At 66.4% G+C, this 22390-nt stretch carries 22 protein-coding genes; 8 read left to right on the top strand and 14 right to left on the bottom strand.

All coding sequences use genetic code 11. The features are described 5' to 3' along the window. The first annotated feature begins 240 nt into the window (after positions 1–240). Positions 241–2487 carry a M10 family metallopeptidase C-terminal domain-containing protein gene (locus C8J36_RS03555; RefSeq protein ID WP_132532672.1) on the top strand — a complete coding sequence of 749 codons (2247 nt, stop codon included), beginning with the start codon at positions 241–243 and terminating at the stop codon, positions 2485–2487. A 61-nt stretch (positions 2488–2548) separates the two neighbouring features. Here the strand turns inward: C8J36_RS03555 and C8J36_RS03550 are convergent, their stop codons facing one another. The 5 genes from C8J36_RS03550 to cysG form a co-directional block, all read right to left on the bottom strand. Then, positions 2549–3361: a ferredoxin--NADP reductase gene (locus C8J36_RS03550; RefSeq protein ID WP_132532670.1), complete on the bottom strand. Its 813-nt coding sequence runs from the start codon at positions 3359–3361 to the stop codon at positions 2549–2551. A 248-nt stretch (positions 3362–3609) separates the two neighbouring features. Beyond that, entirely contained in the window at positions 3610–4122 is a 513-nt protein-coding gene (locus C8J36_RS03545; protein ID WP_132532668.1) for a DUF934 domain-containing protein, read from the bottom strand. Between the two features lies 1 nt (position 4123). Further along, entirely contained in the window at positions 4124–5797 is a 1674-nt protein-coding gene (locus C8J36_RS03540; RefSeq protein WP_132532666.1) for a nitrite/sulfite reductase, read from the bottom strand. Positions 5798–6046: 249 nt separating this feature from the next. Next, entirely contained in the window at positions 6047–6358 is a 312-nt protein-coding gene (locus C8J36_RS03535; protein WP_062593408.1) for a DUF2849 domain-containing protein, read from the bottom strand. 2 nt (positions 6359–6360) lie between these two features. Further along, entirely contained in the window at positions 6361–7848 is a 1488-nt protein-coding gene (gene cysG, locus C8J36_RS03530; RefSeq protein ID WP_132532664.1) for a siroheme synthase CysG, read from the bottom strand. 247 nt (positions 7849–8095) lie between these two features. Between cysG and C8J36_RS03525 the strand changes: the two genes are divergently transcribed. Both C8J36_RS03525 and mazG read left to right on the top strand, forming a co-directional pair. Further along, entirely contained in the window at positions 8096–8683 is a 588-nt protein-coding gene (locus C8J36_RS03525) for a nucleoside deaminase (RefSeq protein WP_132532662.1), read from the top strand. A gap of 109 nt (positions 8684–8792) precedes the next feature. Then, positions 8793–9632, top strand: coding sequence for a nucleoside triphosphate pyrophosphohydrolase (gene mazG, locus C8J36_RS03520; protein WP_132533028.1), 840 nt, complete (start codon positions 8793–8795; stop codon positions 9630–9632). A gap of 569 nt (positions 9633–10201) precedes the next feature. On the opposite strand, the gene cobT is transcribed toward mazG, so the two are convergent. Next, on the bottom strand, positions 10202–11221 hold the full coding sequence (gene cobT, locus C8J36_RS03515) for a nicotinate-nucleotide--dimethylbenzimidazole phosphoribosyltransferase (protein WP_132532660.1): 1020 nt from the start codon (positions 11219–11221) through the stop codon (positions 10202–10204). A gap of 275 nt (positions 11222–11496) precedes the next feature. Here cobT and C8J36_RS03510 point away from each other — a divergent pair, with 275 nt between their 5' ends. From C8J36_RS03510 to C8J36_RS03500, 3 genes are read left to right on the top strand one after another with little or no spacing between them, the layout of a single operon-like run. Beyond that, complete coding sequence (locus C8J36_RS03510) at positions 11497–12252, top strand: adenosylcobinamide-GDP ribazoletransferase (RefSeq protein ID WP_132533026.1); 756 nt, start codon at positions 11497–11499, stop codon at positions 12250–12252. A gap of 40 nt (positions 12253–12292) precedes the next feature. Further along, complete coding sequence (locus C8J36_RS03505) at positions 12293–12523, top strand: DUF1289 domain-containing protein (protein WP_062592803.1); 231 nt, start codon at positions 12293–12295, stop codon at positions 12521–12523. Further along, positions 12520–13218, top strand: coding sequence for a TIGR02281 family clan AA aspartic protease (locus C8J36_RS03500; RefSeq protein WP_062592800.1), 699 nt, complete (start codon positions 12520–12522; stop codon positions 13216–13218). Before C8J36_RS03505 ends, C8J36_RS03500 begins: the two co-directional genes overlap by 4 nt. Before the next feature lie 62 nt (positions 13219–13280). Here the strand turns inward: C8J36_RS03500 and C8J36_RS03495 are convergent, their stop codons facing one another. The 5 genes from C8J36_RS03495 to C8J36_RS03475 all read right to left on the bottom strand — a co-directional run bounded on the left by C8J36_RS03495 (position 13281) and on the right by C8J36_RS03475 (position 17129). Continuing rightward, positions 13281–13640, bottom strand: a complete 360-nt coding sequence (locus C8J36_RS03495) for a type II toxin-antitoxin system PemK/MazF family toxin (protein ID WP_132532658.1) — start codon at positions 13638–13640, stop codon at positions 13281–13283. Then, the gene (locus C8J36_RS03490) at positions 13640–13903 is read right to left on the bottom strand and encodes a PbsX family transcriptional regulator (protein ID WP_132532656.1); all 264 of its coding nucleotides are present in this window, start codon (positions 13901–13903) and stop codon (positions 13640–13642) included. The genes C8J36_RS03495 and C8J36_RS03490 overlap by 1 nt, the downstream gene beginning before the upstream one ends. 63 nt (positions 13904–13966) lie before the next feature. Further along, positions 13967–14728, bottom strand: a complete 762-nt coding sequence (locus C8J36_RS03485) for an ABC transporter permease (protein WP_062592794.1) — start codon at positions 14726–14728, stop codon at positions 13967–13969. After that, positions 14725–15663: an ABC transporter ATP-binding protein gene (locus tag C8J36_RS03480; protein ID WP_132532654.1), complete on the bottom strand. Its 939-nt coding sequence runs from the start codon at positions 15661–15663 to the stop codon at positions 14725–14727. The genes C8J36_RS03485 and C8J36_RS03480 overlap by 4 nt, the downstream gene beginning before the upstream one ends. A 284-nt stretch (positions 15664–15947) precedes the next feature. Continuing rightward, positions 15948–17129: an extensin family protein gene (locus tag C8J36_RS03475; protein WP_132532652.1), complete on the bottom strand. Its 1182-nt coding sequence runs from the start codon at positions 17127–17129 to the stop codon at positions 15948–15950. An 818-nt stretch (positions 17130–17947) separates the two neighbouring features. Here C8J36_RS03475 and C8J36_RS03470 point away from each other — a divergent pair. Beyond that, a complete protein-coding gene (locus C8J36_RS03470; RefSeq protein ID WP_245506436.1) occupies positions 17948–18190 on the top strand; it encodes a hypothetical protein in 243 nt (80 codons plus the stop codon). Between the two features lie 161 nt (positions 18191–18351). Here C8J36_RS03470 and C8J36_RS03465 read toward each other — a convergent pair whose 3' ends face one another. The 3 genes from C8J36_RS03465 to C8J36_RS03455 form a co-directional block, all read right to left on the bottom strand. Next, positions 18352–18741: a VOC family protein gene (locus C8J36_RS03465; RefSeq protein ID WP_132532650.1), complete on the bottom strand. Its 390-nt coding sequence runs from the start codon at positions 18739–18741 to the stop codon at positions 18352–18354. 348 nt (positions 18742–19089) lie between these two features. Further along, positions 19090–19701 (bottom strand): hypothetical protein, encoded by a 612-nt coding sequence (locus tag C8J36_RS03460; RefSeq protein WP_132532648.1) that lies wholly within the window; start codon positions 19699–19701, stop codon positions 19090–19092. Positions 19702–19748: 47 nt separating this feature from the next. Then, positions 19749–21641 carry a methyl-accepting chemotaxis protein gene (locus C8J36_RS03455; RefSeq protein ID WP_132532646.1) on the bottom strand — a complete coding sequence of 631 codons (1893 nt, stop codon included), beginning with the start codon at positions 21639–21641 and terminating at the stop codon, positions 19749–19751. Between the two features lie 356 nt (positions 21642–21997). Between C8J36_RS03455 and C8J36_RS03450 the strand changes: the two genes are divergently transcribed. After that, positions 21998–22378 (top strand): acyl-CoA thioesterase, encoded by a 381-nt coding sequence (locus tag C8J36_RS03450; protein ID WP_062592787.1) that lies wholly within the window; start codon positions 21998–22000, stop codon positions 22376–22378. Positions 22379–22390: the final 12 nt, after the last annotated feature.

Raw genomic sequence — 22390 nt, 5'->3', positions numbered from 1 at the left:
CTTCCCCGGAGGGTTTTTCTTGGCCGGTTTGTCTTGGCCGATTCTCTCTTAAATGGTTTTTGCGTCTGCGGCCGGTCACCGAAATCGCATCCGCCGCAAAGTGTGGTTGCACGTCCTTAACCCAAGTTGCAGACGCCACCTTGACCCCCAAAGAGCCACCCTGTACCGCTTATCAAGCATGGTCTGTCCGACGGAAACGGACCGCGTTCGAACGCCCGTTTTTCTCCAAGGCACAGCGTCATGACCGGATTGTATACCCCCTCCAAATTGATCGCCAACACCGGCAATCCCCTGATCGACGGGTTGCTCTCGGGCAATGCCTGGAATGCGGCGACGCTGACCTATGCCTTCCCGACCACCACGTCGGCCTATACCTATACAAGCGGGACATATAGGGATGTCGCTCCGGTGTCGCTGGCGCAGCAGAAGGCGGCCCTGTTCTTCCTGGAGCAATCCTCCGGACCGGCGGCCAATGATGGCTTCTCGGTCGAAGGCTTCACGCTCCTGAAATTTATAGCGGGATCGGCGACGAATGCGACGCTGCGCTTTGCCGAATCCCCGACGGCCGACCCCACCGCCTACGCCTTCTATCCCGGAAACTATGACTCAGCGGGCGACGTCTGGTTCGGCACGGCCTATGCCGGCACGGAATACGACTATCGCTCGCCCAAGATCGGCACCTATGCCTGGCACACGATGGGGCACGAGATCGGCCACGCCCTCGGCCTGAAGCACGGCCATGAGGATGCCGCCCTTCCGTCCAATGTCGACAGCGTCGAATACAGCATCATGACGTACCGCGCCTATATCGGCGCACCGCTGACGGGCTACAGCTACGGGCTCAACGATGCGCCGCAAAGCTTCATGTCGCTCGACATCGCCGCCCTCCAGGCCATGTACGGCGCGGATTACACCGTCATGAACGGCAACACGGTCTATCGCTGGACGCCCGACAGCGGCCAGACGATCATCGACGGCGTGGTCACCATCGCGCCCGGCGCCAACAGGATCTTCGCAACCATCTGGGATGGCGGCGGCACCGATACGTTCGACCTCTCCGCCTACAAGACCGCCCTGTCGATCGACCTGCAGCCCGGCAAATATTCGCTCTTCAGCACCGGCCAGACCGCCGATCTCGGCGGCGGCCCGAACAATGGGCACGCCCGCGGCAACATCTTCAATGCGCTGCTCTACAAGAACAACACGGCGTCGCTGATCGAAAACGTGCTCGGCGGTTCCGGCAACGACCGGATCGTCGGCAATCAGGTCCAGAACAAGCTGTTCGGAAACGCCGGCAACGACAAGCTCTTCGGATTGACCGGCAACGACATCCTCGTCGGCGGCATCGGCACCGATACGCTCGATGGCGGCAGCGGCACGGATACCGCCTCCTATGAGGACGCCAAGGCCGGCGTGCTGGCAAACCTGACGCAGTCCTCGCTCAACACGGGCATCGCCGCCGGCGATGTCTATGTGTCGATCGAGAACCTCACAGGCTCGGCCTACGCCGACAGCCTGATCGGCGACGCCGCCGCCAACGTGCTGAAGGGCGGCGCCGGCAACGACACCCTGTCGGGCGGCGGTGGCAGCGACGTGCTGATCGGCGGCATCGGCGCCGACAGGCTGAACGGCAATGGCGGCTCGGATACCGCCTCTTACGAAGATGCGACCGCCGGCGTCACGGCCAACCTGTTGAACGCGTCGCGCAACACCGGCTTTGCCGCGGGCGATATCTACGGCTCCATCGAGCACCTCACCGGCTCGGCCTTCGACGATCTCCTCGCCGGCAATGCCTCCGCCAACACGCTGCGCGGCGGCGCCGGCCGGGACGTGCTGTCGGGCGACAGCGGCAACGACACGCTCATCGGAGGGGCCGGCGCCGACAAGCTCTATGGCGGCGCCGGCACCGATCTCGCCTCCTACGAGGATGCCACCGCCGGCGTCATCGCCAATCTCGGCAAAGCCTCTGCAAACACCGGCTTTGCGGCCGGCGACACCTATGCGTCGATCTCGGGGCTGATCGGATCGGCCTTCGACGACCAGCTGACCGGCGACACCGGCGCAAACATCCTGATCGGCGGCAATGGTCGCGATAGCCTCAATGGCGGCAACGGCAACGACCGCCTCATCGGCGGTGCCGGGCTGGACACGCTGACCGGCGGCGCCGGGGCGGACACCTTCGTCTATGCCGCCACGCAGGAGTCCGGTCCGTCCTCCTCCGCGCGGGACCTGATCACCGACTTTTCCGGCACCTCGGGCGACCGGATCGACGTCTCGGGCATCGATTCCAATCTCGTCATCGGCGGCGTCCAGCACTTCAGCCTCATCGGCGGCGCCGCCTTCTCGAACACGGCCGGCCAGCTGCGCTACGTCACCCTGTCGACCTCGTCCTTCGTCTATGGCGACACCAACGGCGACGGCACCGCCGATTTCACCATCGCCTTCGACGATGCCGTGACCTTCCGTTCCGAATACTTCATCGTCTGACACGAAAAAGGCCGGAGGGACGTATCCCTCCGGCCTCAAACTTTTCACAAAACGAACTGCCTTATCCGACGAACGCCCGTTCGATCACGAACTCGCCCGGCTTGTTGTTCGCGCCTTCGCTCAAACCGGCCTCTTCGAGCAGCAGCTTGGTTTCCTTCAGCATCTCCGTCGAGCCGCAGATCATGCCGCGGTCGATCGCCGGATCGAAGGCGGGCACGCCGAGGTCGGTAAAGAGCTTGCCGTTGCGGATGAGGTCGGTGATGCGGCCGCGGAACGGAAAATCCTCGCGCGTCGCCGTCGCATAGTGGCGCAATTTCTCGCCGACCACGTCGGCCAGGAATTCATGGTTGCGGATTTCCTCGATCAGGTCGAAGCCGTATTTCAGCTCCGCCACATCGCGCGTCGTATGGGTCAGGATGACCTCGTCGAACTTCTCGAAGGTTTCCGGATCGCGGATCAGGCTGGCAAAGGGCGCAACGCCGGTGCCGGTCGAAAACATGTAGAGCCGCTTGCCGGGCGTCAGCGCGTCCAGCACCAGCGTGCCCGTCGGCTTCTTGCGCATCAGCACCTGGTCGCCGGGCTGAATCGCCTGGAGATGCGAGGTCAGCGGCCCGTCCGGCACCTTGATCGAGAAGAACTCCAGTTCCTCGTCCCAGGCGGGGCTGGCGATCGAATAGGCGCGGTAGACCGGCTTGCCCTCGACCATCAGGCCGATCATGGCGAACTCGCCGGAGCGGAAGCGGAAGCCCGCAGGCCGGGTCATGCGGAAGCGGAACAGCCGGTCGGTGTAATGCGTGACACTGGTCACGGTCTCGGCAAACACGCCGGCCGGTACGGTCGCGGCGAAATCCTCGGTCTTGGCCGGAGCATTCATCTGTGCGTCTCATCCTCATGGGGTGCGGCGAGCCGAAGCCCGTCGACGGGAGCGAGCGAAAGGCTGACAGCGCCTCTCAGGTTTTCATGCGCGGAATATTCCAAACCGGCGCCCAAGGAAAGCAATTCCGTTTCAAAAATTGCCCCCGTGGGAGATTGGCGCAGGAGATTGGCGCAGAAGATTGGCAAGCCCGAGGGGATCAGGAGCGCCAGGACCCCTGGCCCGCCCGGACTGCCAGGAAAGGACGGTCAGGAAACCCGGCGCCAGCTGTAGGAGCCGGCGTCAGACGCGGGCCGCGCCGTCGGCTGGTAGTGCTGCTCGATGCCCGGCAGCCGCCCTTCCCCGAGCCGCTTCAGCGCCGTCGGGTTCGTCACGGCAAAACTGTCGATGCCACAGCGCAGCATCAGCGGCACCTGGTCGATCAGCACGTCGCCGATCGCCCGGATCTCGCCGTCGAATTTCAGCCGCGCGCGCAGCAGCGAGGCATGGCTGAACGCCCGCCCGTCGTTGAAGGCTGGAAACGCCACAGCGACGAGCGCGATGCGGTCGAGATAGGGCTGCAGCCGCGCCACGTCGTCGGCCGGGTTCACCAGCACGCCGAGCCCGGTCTCGCCGGCCTCCGCCTTCTCGATGAAGGTCGTCAGCCCGTGGATCGCCCGCTCGTTGGAGCCCGCCTGCGTCTCGTCGGTCTCGCTCCCCTCCGTTTCGATCACCCAGGGGTCGTCGGTCACGAAGCCGGTCGTCTTCCAGATCTGCGTCATCTCAGGCGGCTTCCTGTTCCTTGGCGCCGTACAGCGCATCCTTGAAGGGCTGCGGGCCCACGCGGCGATAGGCGGCGAGGAAGGTTTCCTCCTTCGACAGCCGCAGGCCAAGATAGGTATCGACGATCGTCTCCACCGCATCCGTCACCTTTTCCGGCTCGAAACCGCGCCCGATGATCTCGCCGATCGAGGTCGTCTCGTCGCCGGAGCCGCCCAGCGTGATCTGGTAGAGCTCGGCGCCCTTCTTCTCGACGCCGAGAAGACCGATATGGCCGACATGGTGGTGGCCGCAGGCATTGATGCAGCCGGAGATCTTGATCTTCAGCTCGCCGATATCGGCCTGCCGTTCGGGATCGCCGAAGCGTGTCGAAATCTCCTGCGCCACCGGAATGGAGCGGGCGTTCGCCAGCGCGCAATAGTCGAGGCCGGGACAGGCGATGATGTCGGTGATCAGCCCCGCATTCGCGGTCGCCAGCCCCGTCGCCACCAGCCCGCGATAGACGGCTTCGAGGTCGGCCAGCGCCACATGCGGCAGGATGATGTTCTGCTCGTGGCTGATGCGGATCTCGTCGAAGGCGTAGTCCTCGGCGATCTCGGCCACGGCCTCCATCTGCACGTCGGTCGCGTCGCCCGGAATGCCGCCGATGGGCTTCAGCGAGATCGTCACCATGCCGTAGTCGGGGTTCTTGTGCGGCGCCACGTTCTGTTGCACCCAGCGGGCGAAGTCCGGATCGGCCTTCTTCCAGCTCGCAAGGTTCGCCCAGCCTTCCGGCCGCTCGGCCAAGGCCGGTGGCGCGAAATAGGCGGAAATCGCCGCGATATCGCTGTCGGGCAGCTTTAGCTCGGTGTTTTTCAGCTGCAGGAATTCCTGCTCCACCTGGCCGGCCAGCACCTCGGCGCCGGTCTCGTGCACGAGGATCTTGATGCGCGCCTTGTACTTGTTGTCGCGCCGGCCGTGCAGATTGTACACCCGCATGATCGCGGTGGTGTAGGAGAGCAGGTCTTCCTCAGGCAGGAAGTCGCGGATCTTCTTGGCGATCATCGGCGTGCGCCCCTGCCCGCCGCCGACATAGACGGCAAAGCCGATGCGGCCCTCCGCATCCTTCTTCAGGTGCAGGCCGATATCGTGCACCTGGATCGCGGCGCGGTCGCGCTCGGCACCGGTCACGGCGATCTTGAACTTGCGCGGCAGGAACGAGAATTCCGGATGCACCGACGACCACTGCCGCAGGATCTCCGCATAGGGCCGGGGATCGGCCACCTCGTCGGCGGCAGCCCCGGCGAAATGGTCGGCCGTGACGTTGCGAATGCAGTTGCCCGAGGTCTGGATGGCATGCATCTCGACGCTGGCGAGATCGGCCAGGATGTTCGGCGTGTCGGACAGCGCCGGCCAGTTGTACTGGATGTTCTGCCGCGTCGTGAAATGCCCGTAGCCGCGGTCGTAGGTCCGCGCGATATGCGCCAGCATGCGCATCTGCCGGCCGTTCAGCGTGCCATAGGGAATGGCGACGCGCAGCATGTAGGCGTGCAACTGCAGGTAGACGCCGTTCATCAGCCGCAACGGCTTGAACGCATCCTCGGCCAGTTCGCCCGAAAGGCGCCGCTCCACCTGGTCGCGAAACTGCTCCACGCGGGCCGATACGAAGGCATGATCGAATTCGTCGTAGCGATACATCGTTTGTCTTTTCCCTGGCGCCCGTCCCTCGAACCCCTGGGGCTCCTGCAGGCGACGCTTGTCCGGCCCGACCCCGCCGCACACCGTGGCGAGGATCGCGCAATACTCACATCCGCTGATGCATTCCTTTAAACCAGCCGTGGCTTCAGGAAAAGCAATCGCGCGGTTTTCTCTCCGCAGGTCTTGCGCGTCCTGCGACCGTCCTGCCGATGCGCGGAAAACCCGGCTCCCGCATCACACACGTGACGACTAGGCCGCACCCAGATGATGCAGGCCCTTGTAGCCCGGCGCATACTCCATCGTCGGCCCTTCCGCCCGGATCCGCTCGCGCAGGCGCGAGGGGCGCAGCACGCCGTCGATCTCCACCACCTCGATCACGTTGACATCGACCACCTTGTTGTCGGCGAAGGCCGCCTTGCCGGCCGCCTCCAGCGCCGCCACCGCTTCGGCATGACGCGCGATGAAGGCATCCTGCAGGCTCTCGCCCCAGTTGCCGGCCGCATCCAGCCAGACGGAAATGCCGTCGGACAGTCGGTTGGCCGTCAGGACCTTGTCAGTCATCGTCATGCTCCTTGCCTGTGATATCGCACGTCGTCGTCTCCCGTCGGAAGCGTGGTACGCCCCGATTGCGCCCGGTCCGGTTCAGCCAGACCCTGCATCCGGGACAGCGGCTCGGACCGCTCGAAATTCGCCCCCGCCACCGCATCGCCGATGATCACCATCACCGGCCCGTCGAGATCGTCGCGCGCCTCCAGCCCCGGCAGCTCGCCGAGCGTCCCGTGCAGCAGACGCCGGTCGGCCCGGCTGGCATTTTCCACCACCGCCACCGTCGTGTCGCGGTGCAGCCCGGCCGCGATCAGCCGTGCGGCGACCGAGGCCGCGACCGTGCGGCCCATATAGACCGAGATCGTCGCGCCCGACACCGCCAGCCGCGCCCAATCGGGCAGCACGTCGCCGGCGAGATCGTGGCCCGTCGTGAAGATCAGCGAGGAGGCGACGCCGCGCAGCGTCAGCGGCAGCTCGAAATCGGCGGCCGCGGCAAAGGCGGAGGTGATGCCCGGCACGATCTCGTAGCCGATGCCCGCCGCCCGCAGCGCCGCCATCTCCTCGCCCGCCCGGCCATAGACCAGCGGATCGCCCGATTTCAGCCGCACGACACGCTTGCCCTCGCGGCCGAGCCGCACCAGAAGCGCGTTGATCTCGGTCTGCGATTTCGAATGGCAGCCCTTGCGCTTGCCGACCGACAGCCGCTCGGCATCGCGCCGGCCCATGTCCACGATCGCCTGCGGCACCAGCGCGTCATAGACGAGCACGTCCGCTTCCATCATCACCCGCTGCGCGCGCAGCGTCAGCAGATCCTCGGCCCCCGGCCCCGCGCCGACGAGATAGACGCGGCCCTCGACCGCGCTGCCCGCCTTCAGGAGCCGCGTCGCCTCGCGCCGTGCGGCGGAAATATCGTTGGCGGCCACATGCGCGGCCACGCCGCCGGTAAAGAACCGCTTCCAGAACTGCCGCCGCGGCGCACCGCGCGGCAGAAGCTTCTCCGCCGCGATCCGGTAGGATTGCGCAAGCCCCGCAAGGCTGCCGAGCGACGGCTGCAGCAACTGGTCGATCTGCGCGCGAATCATCTGGGCGAGGATCGGCCCCGCCCCCTCCGTGCCGATCGCCACCGCGACGGGCGCGCGGTTGACGAGCGCCGGCGTCAGGAAATCGCAGTAGTCCGGCTGGTCGACGGCATTCGCCGGAATGCGCGCCGCCCGCGCCGCGCCCACGATCCGCCGGTCCTCGGCCGCGTCCCCGGTCGCCGCGAAGACGAGCACCGCCCCCTCCACCTGCGCCGCATCGAAGGGCGCAACGACCCGGACAACGCCCTTGTCGTGAAGAAACCGCGCATAGTCCGGCTCGGCCGCGTCGGCATAGGCGACGATCCGCGCCTGCGTGTTCAAGAGCAGGCGAACCTTGGCATAGGCCTCGTCGCCATTGCCGAACACCGCCACGCATTTCTGCGCAACGCGAAAAAAAGCTGGAAATACGGTCAGCTGCTCGCTCATGACGATGGGGGATCTGTCCTTTCAGGGTGTCCTAGATATCGCCCATCCTACCGCGAAATTGAAGAAACAGAAATCCGCAGGCTTCTGGCCCTGCGTATTCTTTTCCTCACGCAAGGCGCAATCGGAGCAAATGTGACCCGGCCCGTGGGCACCATGCATTGCACCCCGGCCGCATTGCCCGCTACATACGCCGGATCATCACCCATGCGCAGGCTCGCTTCGCCCCCTGCCCGAAAGGACCGCGCCGATGTCCACCGATCCGCTTGCCGACCGGCTCCTCTCCGTCATTGAAAGCGATATCCTGCCGCTGACGCAAAAGGGCGTCGCCGCCGGCAACAAGGTCTTCGGCGCCGCCATCCTGCGCAAGTCCGATCTCTCCCTCGTCGTCGCCGAGACCAACAACGAGACCGAGAACCCGCTCTGGCACGGCGAGGTCCACACGCTGAAGCGCTTTTACGAGCGCCAGCCCGCACTCGCCACCAAGGACCTCATCTTCCTCTCCACCCACGAGCCCTGCTCCATGTGCCTCTCGGCCATCACCTGGGCGGGCTTCGACAATTTCTATTATTTCTTCAGCCATGTAGACAGCCGCGACAGCTTCGCCATCCCGCACGACCTCGTCATCCTCAAGGAGGTCTTCCGGCTGGAGCCCGGCGGCTACGCCCGCCAGAACGCCTTCTGGCGCTCCGTCGCCATCGCCGATCTCATCGCCGCCGCCGACGAAGCCGACCGCCCGGACCTGAAAGCCCGCGACGCCCGCATCCGGCGCCGCTACCAGGACCTCTCCGACACCTACCAGTCCGGCAAAACCGGCAACGCCATCCCGCTCGCCTGACGCCTGACACCCCTGATACGCGCGCCCCCTGACACCTGTTCCGGAATCATCTTTCCACCGAGAAACCCGCCACATGCCCGACCTCCCGAACGACACGCCGCCCGAGCCCCTGCAGCCCTCCCGCGACATCCGGCAGCTTCTCGACATCATGTCCGCTTTGCGCGCGCCGGAGACCGGCTGCCCCTGGGACATCGTCCAGACCTTCGAGACCATCAAGCCCTACACGATCGAGGAGGCCTATGAGGTCGCCGACGCGATCGAGCGCGACGACATGGACGATCTCTGCGAGGAGCTGGGCGATCTCCTGCTGCAGGTGGTCTTCCACGCCCGCATGGCGGAGGAAGCCGGCGCCTTCGATTTCGGCCATGTGGTCGAGGCCGTCACCCGAAAGATGATCCGCCGCCATCCCCACGTCTTCGCCCGCGCGGCGGCCGACACGCCGGATGCCGTCAAGCTGCAGTGGGACACGATCAAGCAGGCGGAAAAAGCCGAGCGCCGCGCCCGCCGCCTGCGCCGTGGGCTGACCGACGACGCGACCGGCTTCCTCGATGGCGTCCAGCGCCACCAGCCGGCGCTCAGCGAAGCGCTCAAACTGCAGCAGCGCGCCGCCAAAGTCGGCTTCGACTGGTCGGAACCCGAGCCCATCCTCGACAAGATCGAGGAGGAAATCGCCGAACTGCGCGAAGCCCTCCACGCCGGCGACAGCGCGAAGATCGCCGATGAACTCGGCGACCTCACCTTCGCCCTCGTCAACCTCGGCCGCCACACCGGCACCGACCCCGAAATGGCGCTGCGCGGCACCAACACGAAATTCCGCCGCCGCTTCCGCCACATCGAAACGCAACTTCAAGCATCGGGTGAAACGCTGGAAGCCGCAACGCTGGACCGCATGGAAGCCCTCTGGCAGGACGCCAAGGCCATCGAGCGATCCCTGGCCGGGACGGCCTGAGCGGCGAGGCGTCTGAGCCCCGAAAAGCCCCTCATCCGCCTGCCGGCACCTTACTCCCCGCAGGCGGGGCGAAGGGACCCGAAGAACCGCCCCGTGCGACACAGAAACCCGAGGCACCGCCGGGCGAGACAAAAACCACGAGGGACGACCTCGCCGCGCATCAACCCGCCAAGCAGGCCACGTCCCCTCGCCCGCATGGAAGCCCTTTGGCAGGACGCCAAGGCCATCGAGCGATCCCTGGCGGGACGGCCTGAGCGGCGAGGCGTCGGAGCCCCGAAAGCCCCTCATCCGCCTGCCGGCACCTTCTCCCCGCAGGCGGGGCGAAGGGACCCGAAGAACCGCCGAGTGCGACACAGAAACCCGAGGCACCGCCGGGCGAGACAAAAACCACGAGGCACAACCTCGCCGCGCATCAAGCCGCCAAGCAGGCCACGTCCCCTCGCCCCGCAAGCGGGGAGAGGGTTAGGGTGAGGGGCAGCCACCAGCAGAACCTTGACCAAGACAGCCCTAGGCTGGGGGCAGCCGCACGCGCTGCCGACGATCCGCCCCGTCAAAACCCCGCAAAAACATCACTCGGTCCGTCCGCTCACCCCCGCCTGCTCGAACGTCGCCATGCCGGAATGGCACGCGGCCGCCGCCTTGACGATGCCGGCGGCGAGCGCTGCCCCGGTGCCTTCGCCGAGCCGCATGCCGAGCGCCAGGAGCGGCGTCTTGCCCAGCTGTTCGATCGCCGCCATGTGGCCGGGTTCGGCCGAGACGTGGCCGATCAGGCAATGGTCGAGGGCGGCGGGGTTGATGGCCTTGAGGATGGCGCCGGCGGCGGTCGCCACATAGCCGTCGATGATCACGGGGATCTTCTGCATCCGGGCGGCCAGGATCGCACCGGCCATCGCCGCCACCTCGCGCCCGCCGAGACGCCGCAGCACTTCCAGCGGATCGGCGAGATGGTCGCCATGCAGCGTCACCGCGGTTTCCACCGCCGCGATCTTGCGCTCCAGCAGCTCCCCGTGCGAGCCCGTGCCCGGCCCCACCCAGTCGCGTGCCGAGCCACCATAGAGCGCCAGATTGATGGCGGCGGCGATCGTCGTGTTGCCGATGCCCATCTCGCCGATGCAGAGCAGGTCCGTGCCGCCCGCAACGGCCTCCATGCCGAAGGCCATGGTGGCGGCGCAGTCGCGCTCCGAAAGCGCGGCTTCCTGCGTGATGTCGCCGGTGGGATAGTCGAGCGCGAGGTCGAACACCTTCAGCCCGAGATCGTTGGTCACGCAGATCTGGTTGATCGCAGCGCCGCCGGCCGCAAAATTCTCGACCATCTGCGCCGTCACCGATGGCGGATAGGGCGTGATGCCCTGGGACGCCACGCCGTGATTGCCGGCGAAGATCGCCACCAGCGGCCGCGTCACGGCGGGTGCCCGCCCCTGCCAGGCCGCCAGCCAGAAGGCGATTTCCTCCAGCCGCCCGAGCGCGCCGGCCGGCTTCGTCAATTGCCCGTCGCGCGCCCGCGCCGCCGCCAGCGCACCCGAATCGGGGCCCGGCAACTGACGCAGCAGCGCGCGAAAATCGTCGAACGGAAGACCGCTGGCACTCATCTGGTTTTTCCTTTTCTCCGGCTGGCTGTCTGCCGGTTTTCCGGCTGCGCGGCAGCCGATGATGCCGCCGGTTGCCCGGCCACGTCCCATGCCGATGCCGCCCGGCACCATCGTCGGGCAAAGCAGCGGCACCTCGTCTTGTCTCGCGCCCTCTTAGAGCGCATGACGGTTTCCGGCAACGGCTTATGCGCGCGCCCGAAGCATCGGCCGCCGCAACCGCACACGAGGAAACAGACAGCGTGACGAACCCCGCGAGCGCCTTCCTGACCGATACGATGCGCGCCATCGCCTTTCTCAGCCGCCTGCGCGTGCCCGCGCGCTTTTTTGCGGGCGACGACGGCCGCATGGGCCGCACGGTGCGCGCCTTCCCCACCGCCGGCATCCTCATCACCCTGCCGGCCTGCCTCGTCTTCGCCGTCACGCTGGCGCTCGATGCCGATCCGCTGCTCGCCGCCCTCCTCTCGCTCGTCGTGCAGGCGCTCGTCACCGGCGCATTGCACGAGGATGGCTTGGCCGATGCGGCGGACGGGCTCGGCGGCGGGCGCTCGCGCGGCCATGCGCTCGATATCATGAAGGACAGCCGCGTCGGCACCTATGGCGTCATCGCGCTCGTCCTCACCCTGGCCCTCCGGGCCGTCGCCATCGCCGATCTGGCGGATCATCTCTCTTCGGCCGGCGGCGCGCTGGCGCTCCTCGCCATCGCCGCGCTCAGCCGGGCGGGCATGGTCTGGCACTGGTCGCTGCTGCCGCCGGCGCGCGAGACCGGCGTTGCCGCCGGCGCCGGCGCGCCGCAGCCGGCCGCCGTCACCATGGCGCTCGCCACCGGCGTCGTGCTCGCCGCCCTCCTGCTGCTGGTCGCGGGCGTGCCGCTCACCGCAGCGCTCCTCTCCTTCGCCGCCTTCGCCGCCACGGTTCCCCTCTGGACAAGATATGTCCGCCAGCGCATCGCGGGTCATACGGGCGACACAATCGGAGCCACACAACAACTGGCGGAAACAGCCCTCCTCGTCGCCCTTGCGATCTTCGCCTGAGGCGCCGATAGTCACAGATCATTCCCCGCACGGACTTTTTATGGAATCACCCTGCACTTCCGTCTGCTCCATCGATATCGCCACCGGCTTCTGCCGCGGGTGCGGACGAACGGGCGACGAGATCGCGAGCTGGACGCTCTACAGCGACCGTGAACGCCGCCACATCATGACGGGCCTCCACACGCGACTGAACGCGCTCGATCCCGGTCTCCGTCTGGAAACGCGCAACGACCGCCGCGACCGCAGGACCGGGGAGCGCGCCAGACGATGAACAGGCTGACCGTCGCCCTCGGCATTCTCGGCCTCGGGCTCGTCCTTCTGCTTGTCAATCAGGAGAGTGGCCGCACGCTCGGCCTTGCCAATGACAGCTTTGCGAGTCTCGTCGGCATGACGGCCCTGCTCACGGTCTTTGCCGCCGGCATCTGGCGCAGCCGGAATTTGAGCGAGAGCGTCCGGCAGTTCGCGCTGTGGGTGCTGATCTTCCTCGCCGTCGTCACCGCCTATCTCTATCGCGGCGAGCTCGAATCCTACTGGGCCCGCCTTTCCGGCGGCCTGATGCCCGGCCGCGCCGCCGTCTTCACCGACAATGAAGGCTATCAGGAGGTCGTGCTGCACAAGGTCATGAACGGCCATTTCGAGGCGAACGTCGCCATCAACGGTTCGTCCGTCCAGATGCTGGTCGATACCGGCGCCAGCACCATCGCCCTCTCCTATGCCGACGCGAAAAGCCTCGGCCTCGATCCCGCCAACCTCGCCTATACCCAGCGCCTGATGACCGCCAACGGCGAAGCCCGAGGCGCCCCCGTCACGCTCGCCGAAGTCGCCATCGGCCCCATCGTCCGCAACGACGTCCGCGCCACCGTCGCCGAAGACGGCAAGCTCGACCAGAGCCTGCTCGGCATGAGCTTCCTCTCCACACTCGACATGATGCAGATGAAGACCGACGAGCTGCGGTTGAGGGATTAGTGAGTGGTGAGTGGTGAGTAGGCAGTAGCCAGCCGTGGCGTCGCGAGCGGTCGCGCCACGCCTTACGGGATGTCGACGCTGCTGACGACGCGGGCGACGATCTCATCCACCGTTGTGGCATCGAGGGTATCGACATAGCGCGCGGTCTTCTGCCGGGCCCGCTCGACGAGATCGAGGCTCCGGACCTGATTGCAGAGCGCGACGCCATTGGTCGCATGTCCAGTGATATTGACCGCCAGCCCGGCCTTGCGGGCGAATGCCCCGCCCGTCGTGATGGCGACGGTCATGCACATGCCGAGCGCGTTGATCTCGCGCGGCGAGATGACGACGCATCGATGGTCGTCCTTCATCTCGCGTCCGACGACGGGGTTGAGATCGACGATGAAAACGTCGCCGCGTTTGGGAACAGGGCTCCGGACCATCAGAGCACTTCGTTGCCGACGGGAGCGCCACTCTCCCAGTCCGCCGCCTGCCTGTTCAGGGCCTCCATCTCGTCGGCCCCTTGGAGCAGCTCGGCCAGCGTGTAGCGTCGCCTGGGCTTCAACGGCGTGGCGACGAGCGCCCCCTTGTCCACCACCAGCGTCAGCTCCGTGCCCACGTCGGCGCCCAACATCTTCAAGAGCGCGGGGGGAATGCTGAAGACGGTGGCGCCGCCCTGCCGGCGGATCTTGGCTGTATTCGACATGCGCATAGCCTCCATAAAGTGCTACTTATATAGCACTTATAGCCGCCCTGCAACACCGCGCCCTCAGTTCCTCAACCGATACCCGGTCCGGAAAATCCACAGCAGCAGCCCCATCAGCACGCTCAGAAACACGAGGATGATCGCGAAGCTGACCAGCGGGTTGACCTCGGAGATCTCGAAGAAGGACCAGCGGAAGCCGGAGATGAGGTAGAGCACCGGATTGGCATGGCTGACCGCCTGCCAGAAGGGCGGCAGCATGGAGACGGAGTAAAAGCTGCCGCCGAGGAAGACGAGCGGCGGGATGACCAGCATGGGGATGAGGTTCAGCTGCTCGAAATCCTTCGCCCAGATGCCGATAAGGAAGCCGAACAGCGAGAAGGTCACCGCGGTCAGCACGAAGAACACCAGCATCACGAAGGGGTGGGCGATGTGCAGGTCGACGAACAGCGAGGCCGTGCCGAGAATGATCAGGCCGATCATCATGCCCTTGGTCGCCGCCGCCCCGACATAGCCGAGCACGATTTCCGTCATCGAGATCGGCGAGGACAGGATCTCGTAGATCGTGCCCGTGAATTTCGGGAAATAGATGCCGAAGGAGCCGTTGCCGATGCACTGGGTGAGCAGCGTCAGCATGATCAGCCCGGGCGTGATGAAGGCGCCGTAGGAGACGCCCTCGATCTGCTGGATGCGCGAACCCACCGCCGCGCCGAACACGATGAAATAGAGCGAGGTGGAAATGACCGGCGACACCACGCTCTGCAGCAAGGTGCGCCGCGTGCGCGCCATTTCGAACAGGTAGATCGCCTTGACCGCTTCGAAATTCATGCCCGCTTCTCCACCAGTTCCACGAAAATATCCTCGAGCGTGCTCTGCCGCGTCGAGATGTCCTTGATCCGCAATCCCGCTTCGGCGACCGCCGCCAGCAGCGTCGTGATGCCGGTGCGCCCGCTCGCCGCGTCGTAATCGTAGATCAGCCGCGTGCCCGCCTCCTCCAGCGTCAGCCGGTACGGCTCCAGCCCCGGCGGCAGCCCCGCTTCGAGCGTCGTCACCGGCTCGGCCAGCTCGATGCGCAGCTGCTTGCGGCCGAGCGTCTTCATCAGCGCGCTCTTCTCCTCGATCAGCAGGATCTCGCCGCCATGGATCACGCCCACCCGGTCGGCGATCTCCTCGGCCTCCTCGATGTAGTGCGTCGTCAGGATGATCGTCACGCCGCCTTCGCGCAGCGTCTGAACCACCTTCCACATGTCCTTGCGAAGATTGACGTCCACGCCCGCGGTCGGCTCGTCGAGAAACAGGATGCGCGGCTCGTGCGACAGCGCCTTGGCGATCAGCACGCGCCGCTTCATGCCGCCGGAAAGCTCGCGCAGCATATTGTCCTTCTTGTCCCACAGCGACAGGTCGCGCAGCACCTTCTCGATATGGGCGGGGTTGGCCTTCTTGCCGTGCAGCCCGCGCGAGAACGACACCGTGTTCCACACCGTCTCGAACTGGTCGGTCGTCAGCTCCTGCGGCACGAGCCCGATGATCGCCCGCGTCGCGCGAAAATCCCGGACCACGTCGTGCCCGTTGACAAGCACGGTGCCGGACGTCGGGTTGACGATGCCGCAGATGATGGAGATCAGCGTCGTCTTGCCGGCGCCGTTCGGCCCGAGCAGCGCGAGGATCTCCCCTTCCTCGATCTCGAGGCTGACGCCCTTCAGCGCCTGGAACCCCGAACCATAGGTCTTGACGAGGTTGGAAACGGAGACGATGGGCGCCATGGGATCATCCGGAATGAGGGGGACAGGATGCCTTATATGGCATCCCCCGGCCGAAAGTCACCCGGCGTTGCAGGAACGCGTTCCAAGGGCAAAAGGCAGGATGAACCGGACTGTCATCAATCCTTCGCCGGAATCACGCATCCTGCCCGAACACAACAGGCGCGGTCCATCCATCCCCCGCCTTCGTGGTTTGCACCGATCGGCTGGCAGTCCCCTCCGCCCGGTTTTTTTAGGCCGGCTCCGCGCGCAAGCAGGAGACCGGCCATTTTTTTAAGCCGGACGTCTCAGTCGCAATGCCGGTAGCCGGATTTGCGCTCCCTGAGGTCGAAGTGGAAATGGTCCTTGTGAAACGGATCGCTGCCCGGCCCGAGCACTGTGTTGAAATATTTGCAGCTGTCCTGCCGCACGGCTTTCAGCAAGCCCTTTTCCCGGAAGGCGAAGAAGCCGGGCTTGCGCACGTCGATCGCCTTGCCGTTCTTCAGCACGAATTTGCCGACATCGATCGCATTGCCGTGGGCATGCTCCGACATGGCCGCGCCCCGGCGCGAATTCATCGTCCGGCAGGAATAGCCGCCGAGCGGCTTGATGGTGCCGATGCCGCTCAGATAGCGATAGCGGGCCGAAGGCGCGAGCTCGTTCTTCACCCACAGCGCAAAGGCCTCGGTCACCTCGCAGTTCAGCTTCACCGCCGGCTTCACGGCGATGCTGCCGGAAAGGCCGGAGAGCTGGATCGGATAATCGATGCCGCAGGAGGGGCCGTTGGAAATCCGCGGCACATCGGTAAAGCTCACGCCGAGCTTCTTCAGCCGCTGGCGGCAGGCGACTTCGGACGCCGGCATCCGACCGCTGAAATCGGGCTCGGACACCGCATCGGCGGGATGTGCTGCGCGCGGCAGAAACGCCACCTGCTCCTCGCGCGCCCGCTCCTCCCGCCGTCTGTCGCGCCGCTCGATCATCACGCGGCTCTCCTGCTCCAGAAACTGCGCCTTGCGCCGCCCCTCCATCTCCATCCGCTCGGGCGTCAGCGGCGGCAGATCGGGATCGACCCCGGATGCGGCTGCCGGCACACCGCCGCCCGGCGCCGCCATGGCACCGCCCTCGGACGGCACCGACAGCACATGCACGCTGTTGGTGCCGATCCCGTCGACCAGCACCGGCCCGGCCGACGCCGTCTGATAGGGATAGCCGGACGACCCGGCATGAATGTCGCGGCTCTGCTCCTCGGCAAGCCCGACCACGCCGCCCACACCCGCCCCCGCCGTCACCATCCCGTCGATATCCACTCCCTCTGCCGGGATCGGCGAAGCCTGCGCCTGCATCGCCTCCGGCGATCCCGTCGCCTCCACCGGATCGCGCGCCACCCTTTCCGGCCGCGCCTGTGCCGCGGGCCGCACGCTGCTGATGCGCTCGGACGGCTCCAGCGCATCCGTCGAGCACGCCGCCACGGTCAGAGACAACGCCAGCATCAGCCCGACCGACACCAGCGGCCGACGGAACGCGGCCCCTGACAAGGAAGAATAAAGGAACGAAGAAAAACGGGAAGGAGAAAAAGATTGGGCCATGCCGGATATCGCCTTTTCGAACGCAACCGGTTCCCCGGCCGGGAGACCTGCAGCCACAGACCGCCCCGAAGCCCCGAAAGGCCCCAGAATTGTAAGAAGAGGCGCAGCGCGCCCCAACCAGCCGAGAGGCCCGCCTCTCGCGGCCCGCCCGTCTCGGCCAGCCACCCTTGGCCAGACATCCTCGGCCAGCCGTCTTGATCGGGACGTCCCGGCCAACAGTCCCAGCCAGGACGGCGCACCCAAGACTGCACGCCCCAAGACCTCACGTCCGAAGACTGCACGTCCCGAGACGTCACGCCCCAAAACTCCGTGTCCCAAGGCTTACGCCCAAGCCTGCGCGGCCCGAGAGGTCGAAGCCGTGACGCCACGCCCAAGACTGCCCGCACTCTTCGGTCATTTCCGGGCACACAGCGCGGGTCAGACGCCCATCGCCCGAGTTTAGGCAAGCATGGTAAATGAAAGGTTACGTCCGTCCGGTTTCGGACCCCGCGCCGCCGTTTACTCCGGCCTTGGAAACCGCTACGATCCCCCCACCGGCGGTCCCTTGCGCACCGCCGATCCGGGCAGAGGCCGCCCGCGTTCCGAGGGGGCTTGGGAACGGATGGCATGACGACATGAGCAGCCTGAAACGGTGAACGGCATGAGACGCGCGCGCCTAGACGCCGAGACGCCGACAGTCATGCGGAGGAGACCGGCGCGCGCGCCGAGGGGGAGGGCCTGGCATGCAACAATCGCAACAGACCGCAGCGTATGACGCAACCGCAGCCGTCCAGACTCTGGCGGAAACAGCCACAGCCGTCCACGTCGTCCCCGACCGCGACGAATGGAACGTCGTCATCATCGAAAACGGCATCGAACGCCTGCAATCCTTCGTCCAGCACGACTGGGCGCTGAGCTACGCCCGAGGCCAACGCCTCCGCCTCGGCCTCCCCGCCCCCACGGACCCACCCCCCGCCACCGCCTGACCCGGCACCGATACCGCGCACGGCAAACCCCGCAACGAGTCTCTTCTCCCCGCAAGCGGGGAGAAGATGCCGGCAGGCAGATGAGGGGCGACCCGGTTGCCGCCTGTCGTCCAGGCCCTCGAAAACCCGAAGACGTCACAGATCGCACGCCCGAAAACATCCTAACCGGACACGTCACTCGTCACCTGCGGCTCTCCAATCTCGACCGCATGTCCATCCGGATCGTAAAAACGAAAGACGCGTTGTCCCCATGCCTGCCGCTCGACGGGATGGATCAGTTCGACATGCGGCGCGATGCGCGCAAAGGCCGCATCCACGTCGTCATGCCCGAAATACAGCAACAGGTTCCGCCGCCCATAGCCGTCGCCCGCACCCGCAACGTCTCCCCAGACCGTCCGCTCCAGCGCCGTACCCTCGTGGATCGCTAAGCCCGTCTCGAACAGCACGAAGCTCCCCGCATCCTCCAGCACCGTCAGACCCAGCGTCGTCTCATAGAAGTCGCGGGACAGCCGGATATCGCGAACGAAGGGAATGGGATTGATAAACCGCATCGACATCCGTCCCCTGATGGCATCGCATAGGCATCTCATCGTGATGACGACCCCACCATAAGCAGACGTCAGCACAAGACTAAAACACGCTCGCCACTTTTGAAACGCGCCGTCCGCAGCGTCGCGACCCGCACGCCGCCCTTTCCATCCGCGGCAAGACCGCCCCCGCCCCCCGCCACCACCTGACCCGGCACCGATACCGCGCACGGCAAACCCCGCCCCGAGTCTCTTCTCCCCGCAAGCGGGGAGAAGATGCCGGCAGGCAGATGAGGGGCCCTCGCGGACGCCCGCGTCACCATGCCGATCGCGCAACACCCAGACCCGCCGATCCGCGCGTCCGCGACACCGTCACTGCGCGTTCTGCTTGGCGATCTCCTGCGCCGAGCTGATCTTGCCGACCGCCGCCGTGATGTTGCTGGAATCGGTCGCGGCTGCAGGCAAGGGCACCCCGTGGCCAAGCCCAGGGCAGACCTGCCCGTCGGTAACATGGGCATTCACAGCATTCAGCGGCGCGTAGGTCGTTGCCAGCAGGTCGGCGATCGCCGCCATCTGCCCCTTCGCCTTTGCGCCGCCCTCGGCGTTCGCGGCCACGAGGTCCGCGATCCGCGCCTCCTTCTGTTCCACCTGGCTTTTCACGTAGATCTCATAGACTTGAATGCCGGCGCCGATCAGCACCAGTGCCGTGCAAAAGAGCATGTAGATATAGATGGCCCCGTGATGCGTTTCGGGCTTAGAGAGAAGCCGGTAGGCGAGAAAGGCGAGAAGAAAACCGAGGCCGATCGCCCCGAAGCTCAGAATATCCACGGGGCTGAGGGCCTCGAAAGGGCCGCCTGCCGTCGCCTTTACCGCTGCGTTTGCTGCCTGTTCCATCACATCCCCCTTGATGATTGACATCTTATATTCAATCATCCGGGCGCTTTGACAAGCCTTTTTACGGGGAACACGCGCACCGGCAGACAAGCCCCGGCAGCGCGGTTACGAACGCATCCCGGCCCGCCCGCGCCCCCTCACGCCGCCCGCCCCATCCGCGCCGCCACACCACGCCCGTTGCCCTGCCCGTCGCCCTGCCCGCCCATACCGGCCGCCAACATACCGGCTGTCCCCAGCCGGAACTGCTCCACCAGCGCCATCAGCGCATCGGCTTCCGTCGCCAGCGCGCCGCTGGCCGCGGTGGTTTCGGCCACCATGGCGGCGTTCTGCTGGGTCATCTGGTCCATCTGGTTGACAGAGGTGTTGACCTCGCTCAGCGCCGAGGCCTGGTCGCTGCTGGCGGTCGTGATCATGTCCACATGCTCGCTGATGACGGAGATCTTGGCGCTGATGGCCGAGAGCACCGCGCCGGCCTGCGTCACGAGGCTGGAGCCCGCCCCCACCTCTTTGGTCGAAGTGTCGATCAGCGACTTGATCTGGCGCGCGGCGTCTGCCGAGCGCTGGGCGAGTTCGCGCACCTCCTGCGCCACCACGGCAAAGCCCTTGCCCGCGTCGCCCGCCCGCGCCGCCTCGATGCCGGCGTTCAGCGCCAGCAGGTTGGTCTGGAAGGCGATGTCGTCGATGACGGAGATGATCTGCTCGATCTCCTGCGATGCCGCCTCGATCCGGCCCATCGCCGCCACCGCGCTCGCCACCACATGGCGGGAATCGTCGGCGCTCTTCTTGGTGTCGCGCACGAGGCCGTTGGCCTCCGCCGCCCGCCCGGCCGAGGATTTTACGGTAACGGTGATCTCCTCCACCGCCGCCGCGGTCTGCTCCAGCGAGGCGGCCTGCGCCTCGGTGCGGCGGGACAGGTCGTCGGCCGAGCCGTGCAGCCGGCCGCCATTGGTCTGGATCGCAACGACGCTTCCGCGAATTCCCGTAAGCGTCTCATCCAGCCGGGCGATCGAGCCGTTGAAATCCTGCCGCAGCGTTTCCAGCCGGCCGGTAAAGGGCGTGTCGATCGTCTGCGTCAGGTCGCCGCGCGCGAGCCGGTCGAGGCCGGCGCCGAGCGCCGTTACGGCCCGCTCGATCTCGGCTTCCGTCGCCCTCCGCTCGCGGTCGCGCGCCGCGCGTTCCTCGTCGGTCAGCGCCCGCTCGGCCGCATTGTCCTCCTCCATCTGCCGGCGCGAGAGCGCGCTGTCGCGAAACACGGCAAGCGCCCGGGCGATCGCGCCGAATTCGTCTTTTCGCGCGGCATAGGGCACATGGGCGGCGAGATCGCCCTTCGAAATCGCCTCGACCGAACCCGTGAGGATCGACATCGGCCGCATGGTCCGGCGGATCGCGAGCGTCGCGACGATGCCCATCAGCACGAGCACGCCGGCGCCGGTCGCCAGCGACAGCGCCAGAAGTTCGTTGATCTTGGCGAAATAGACCTCCATCGGAATACCGATGAAGATGACCCCGACGACCGCGCCGGCGGCCGAGGTCACCGGCACGTAGCCGGTCATGAAATCGCGCCCGAACAGCACCGCCTGGCCGAAATAGGCCGCGCCGCGCGCCAGCGCCGCCTGTGCCGGATGCGCGGGCGCAAGCTTGGTGCCGACGGCACGCGCGCCCGTCTCCGTCTTCACATTGGTGGAGATCCGCACGTAATCGGCGCCCTGCTTGGCGAAGATCGTCGCGACGCCGCCGATCGTCTCCGCCGTCCGGTCCACCAGATCGTGGTTGGCGATCGCGGGCATGGCCTCCGCCGTGACGCCGGAAAGCTGCCCGTCCGTCAGCGCGACCCGCACCGCCGGTGCCGTCACGGCGTAGAGCACGGCCATGGCGCGGCTCGCATCGCGCGCGTCCACGTCCGCATTGGCCATCACATGGGCGCTCAGCCGCACATGCATGGCGGCCACCAGCGTGGCGAGGCCGAGAAAGACGAGGGTCAGGGTGATCGCGACGTTGCGCGCGACGACGGAAAGCGAAACTGGACGCATAGGGCGCTCCTGGAATGGCTGCAGGAGCCGGACGCGCGCCATCGCCGCCCGAAAAGGCGGTCGCCGGCCGAACCAATGCTCTGGCAGGAAGGGGGATCGTCGCCGAAAGCGCACGAACATGACGCCGATCGTGCCGGTAAAGCTTTAAGAAAAACCTGCCGTTCAACCCCAAGATTAGGTAGAAACGACTTACAGAGCCATCGGAAACGCCGTTTTGCCCCGCTCGCGCCCCGGCGGACCGGCGGCAGCGGGCGCTTTTCCACAGCAAGGGGGGATGACGAAAGCGCACAAGCGCGATAGGCACGAGGCTCGCCATCGGCGCGCGCACGGAGCGCTGCAACACACGGGAGAAGGCCATGACGACGCCCAGCGGTGAACTGACCTTGCGCACCCTTGCCATGCCGGCCGATGCCAACGCCGCCGGCGACATCTTTGGCGGCTGGGTCATGGCCCAGATGGACCTGTCCTGCGGCATCCGCGCCGCCGAGCGGGCCCGCGGCCGCGTCGTCACCGCCGCCGTGCGCGAAATGGCCTTCGCCTTGCCAGTCAAGATCGGCGACACGCTCTGCATCTACACCGACATCGCCGCCGTCGGCCGCACCTCCATCACGCTCAAGGTCGAGGCCTGGGCCCAGCGCTACCTGTCCGACCGCATGGAAAAGGTCACCGACGCCACCTTCGTCATGGTCGCCCTCGACGCGGACGGCCACCCGACGCCGGTGCCGGGCGACCGCTGAGCCGCATCGATC

This window comes from Rhizobium sp. PP-F2F-G48, assembly GCF_004342335.1.
In the GTDB taxonomy this organism is placed as follows: domain Bacteria; phylum Pseudomonadota; class Alphaproteobacteria; order Rhizobiales; family Rhizobiaceae; genus Ferranicluibacter.
Note: the sequence above shows the minus strand (reverse complement) of the source record. Positions and strands in the feature narration are given on the sequence as shown.

Bases quoted from the DNA above. Each gene is read 5' to 3' on its own strand.
- C8J36_RS03555 (WP_132532672.1), top strand. From the start codon at position 241: ATGACCGGATTGTATACCCCCTCCAAATTGATCGCCAACACCGGCAAT.
- C8J36_RS03550 (WP_132532670.1), bottom strand. From the start codon at position 3,361: ATGAATGCTCCGGCCAAGACCGAGGATTTCGCCGCGACCGTACCGGCC.
- C8J36_RS03545 (WP_132532668.1), bottom strand. From the start codon at position 4,122: ATGACGCAGATCTGGAAGACGACCGGCTTCGTGACCGACGACCCCTGG.
- C8J36_RS03540 (WP_132532666.1), bottom strand. From the start codon at position 5,797: ATGTATCGCTACGACGAATTCGATCATGCCTTCGTATCGGCCCGCGTG.
- C8J36_RS03535 (WP_062593408.1), bottom strand. From the start codon at position 6,358: ATGACTGACAAGGTCCTGACGGCCAACCGACTGTCCGACGGCATTTCC.
- cysG (WP_132532664.1), bottom strand. From the start codon at position 7,848: ATGAGCGAGCAGCTGACCGTATTTCCAGCTTTTTTTCGCGTTGCGCAG.
- C8J36_RS03525 (WP_132532662.1), top strand. From the start codon at position 8,096: ATGTCCACCGATCCGCTTGCCGACCGGCTCCTCTCCGTCATTGAAAGC.
- cobT (WP_132532660.1), bottom strand. From the start codon at position 11,221: ATGAGTGCCAGCGGTCTTCCGTTCGACGATTTTCGCGCGCTGCTGCGT.
- C8J36_RS03510 (WP_132533026.1), top strand. From the start codon at position 11,497: ATGCGCGCCATCGCCTTTCTCAGCCGCCTGCGCGTGCCCGCGCGCTTT.
- C8J36_RS03505 (WP_062592803.1), top strand. From the start codon at position 12,293: ATGGAATCACCCTGCACTTCCGTCTGCTCCATCGATATCGCCACCGGC.
- C8J36_RS03500 (WP_062592800.1), top strand. From the start codon at position 12,520: ATGAACAGGCTGACCGTCGCCCTCGGCATTCTCGGCCTCGGGCTCGTC.
- C8J36_RS03495 (WP_132532658.1), bottom strand. From the start codon at position 13,640: ATGGTCCGGAGCCCTGTTCCCAAACGCGGCGACGTTTTCATCGTCGAT.
- C8J36_RS03490 (WP_132532656.1), bottom strand. From the start codon at position 13,903: ATGTCGAATACAGCCAAGATCCGCCGGCAGGGCGGCGCCACCGTCTTC.
- C8J36_RS03485 (WP_062592794.1), bottom strand. From the start codon at position 14,728: ATGAATTTCGAAGCGGTCAAGGCGATCTACCTGTTCGAAATGGCGCGC.
- C8J36_RS03480 (WP_132532654.1), bottom strand. From the start codon at position 15,663: ATGGCGCCCATCGTCTCCGTTTCCAACCTCGTCAAGACCTATGGTTCG.
- C8J36_RS03475 (WP_132532652.1), bottom strand. From the start codon at position 17,129: ATGCTGGCGTTGTCTCTGACCGTGGCGGCGTGCTCGACGGATGCGCTG.
- C8J36_RS03470 (WP_245506436.1), top strand. From the start codon at position 17,948: ATGCAACAATCGCAACAGACCGCAGCGTATGACGCAACCGCAGCCGTC.
- C8J36_RS03465 (WP_132532650.1), bottom strand. From the start codon at position 18,741: ATGCGGTTTATCAATCCCATTCCCTTCGTTCGCGATATCCGGCTGTCC.
- C8J36_RS03455 (WP_132532646.1), bottom strand. From the start codon at position 21,641: ATGCGTCCAGTTTCGCTTTCCGTCGTCGCGCGCAACGTCGCGATCACC.
- C8J36_RS03450 (WP_062592787.1), top strand. From the start codon at position 21,998: ATGACGACGCCCAGCGGTGAACTGACCTTGCGCACCCTTGCCATGCCG.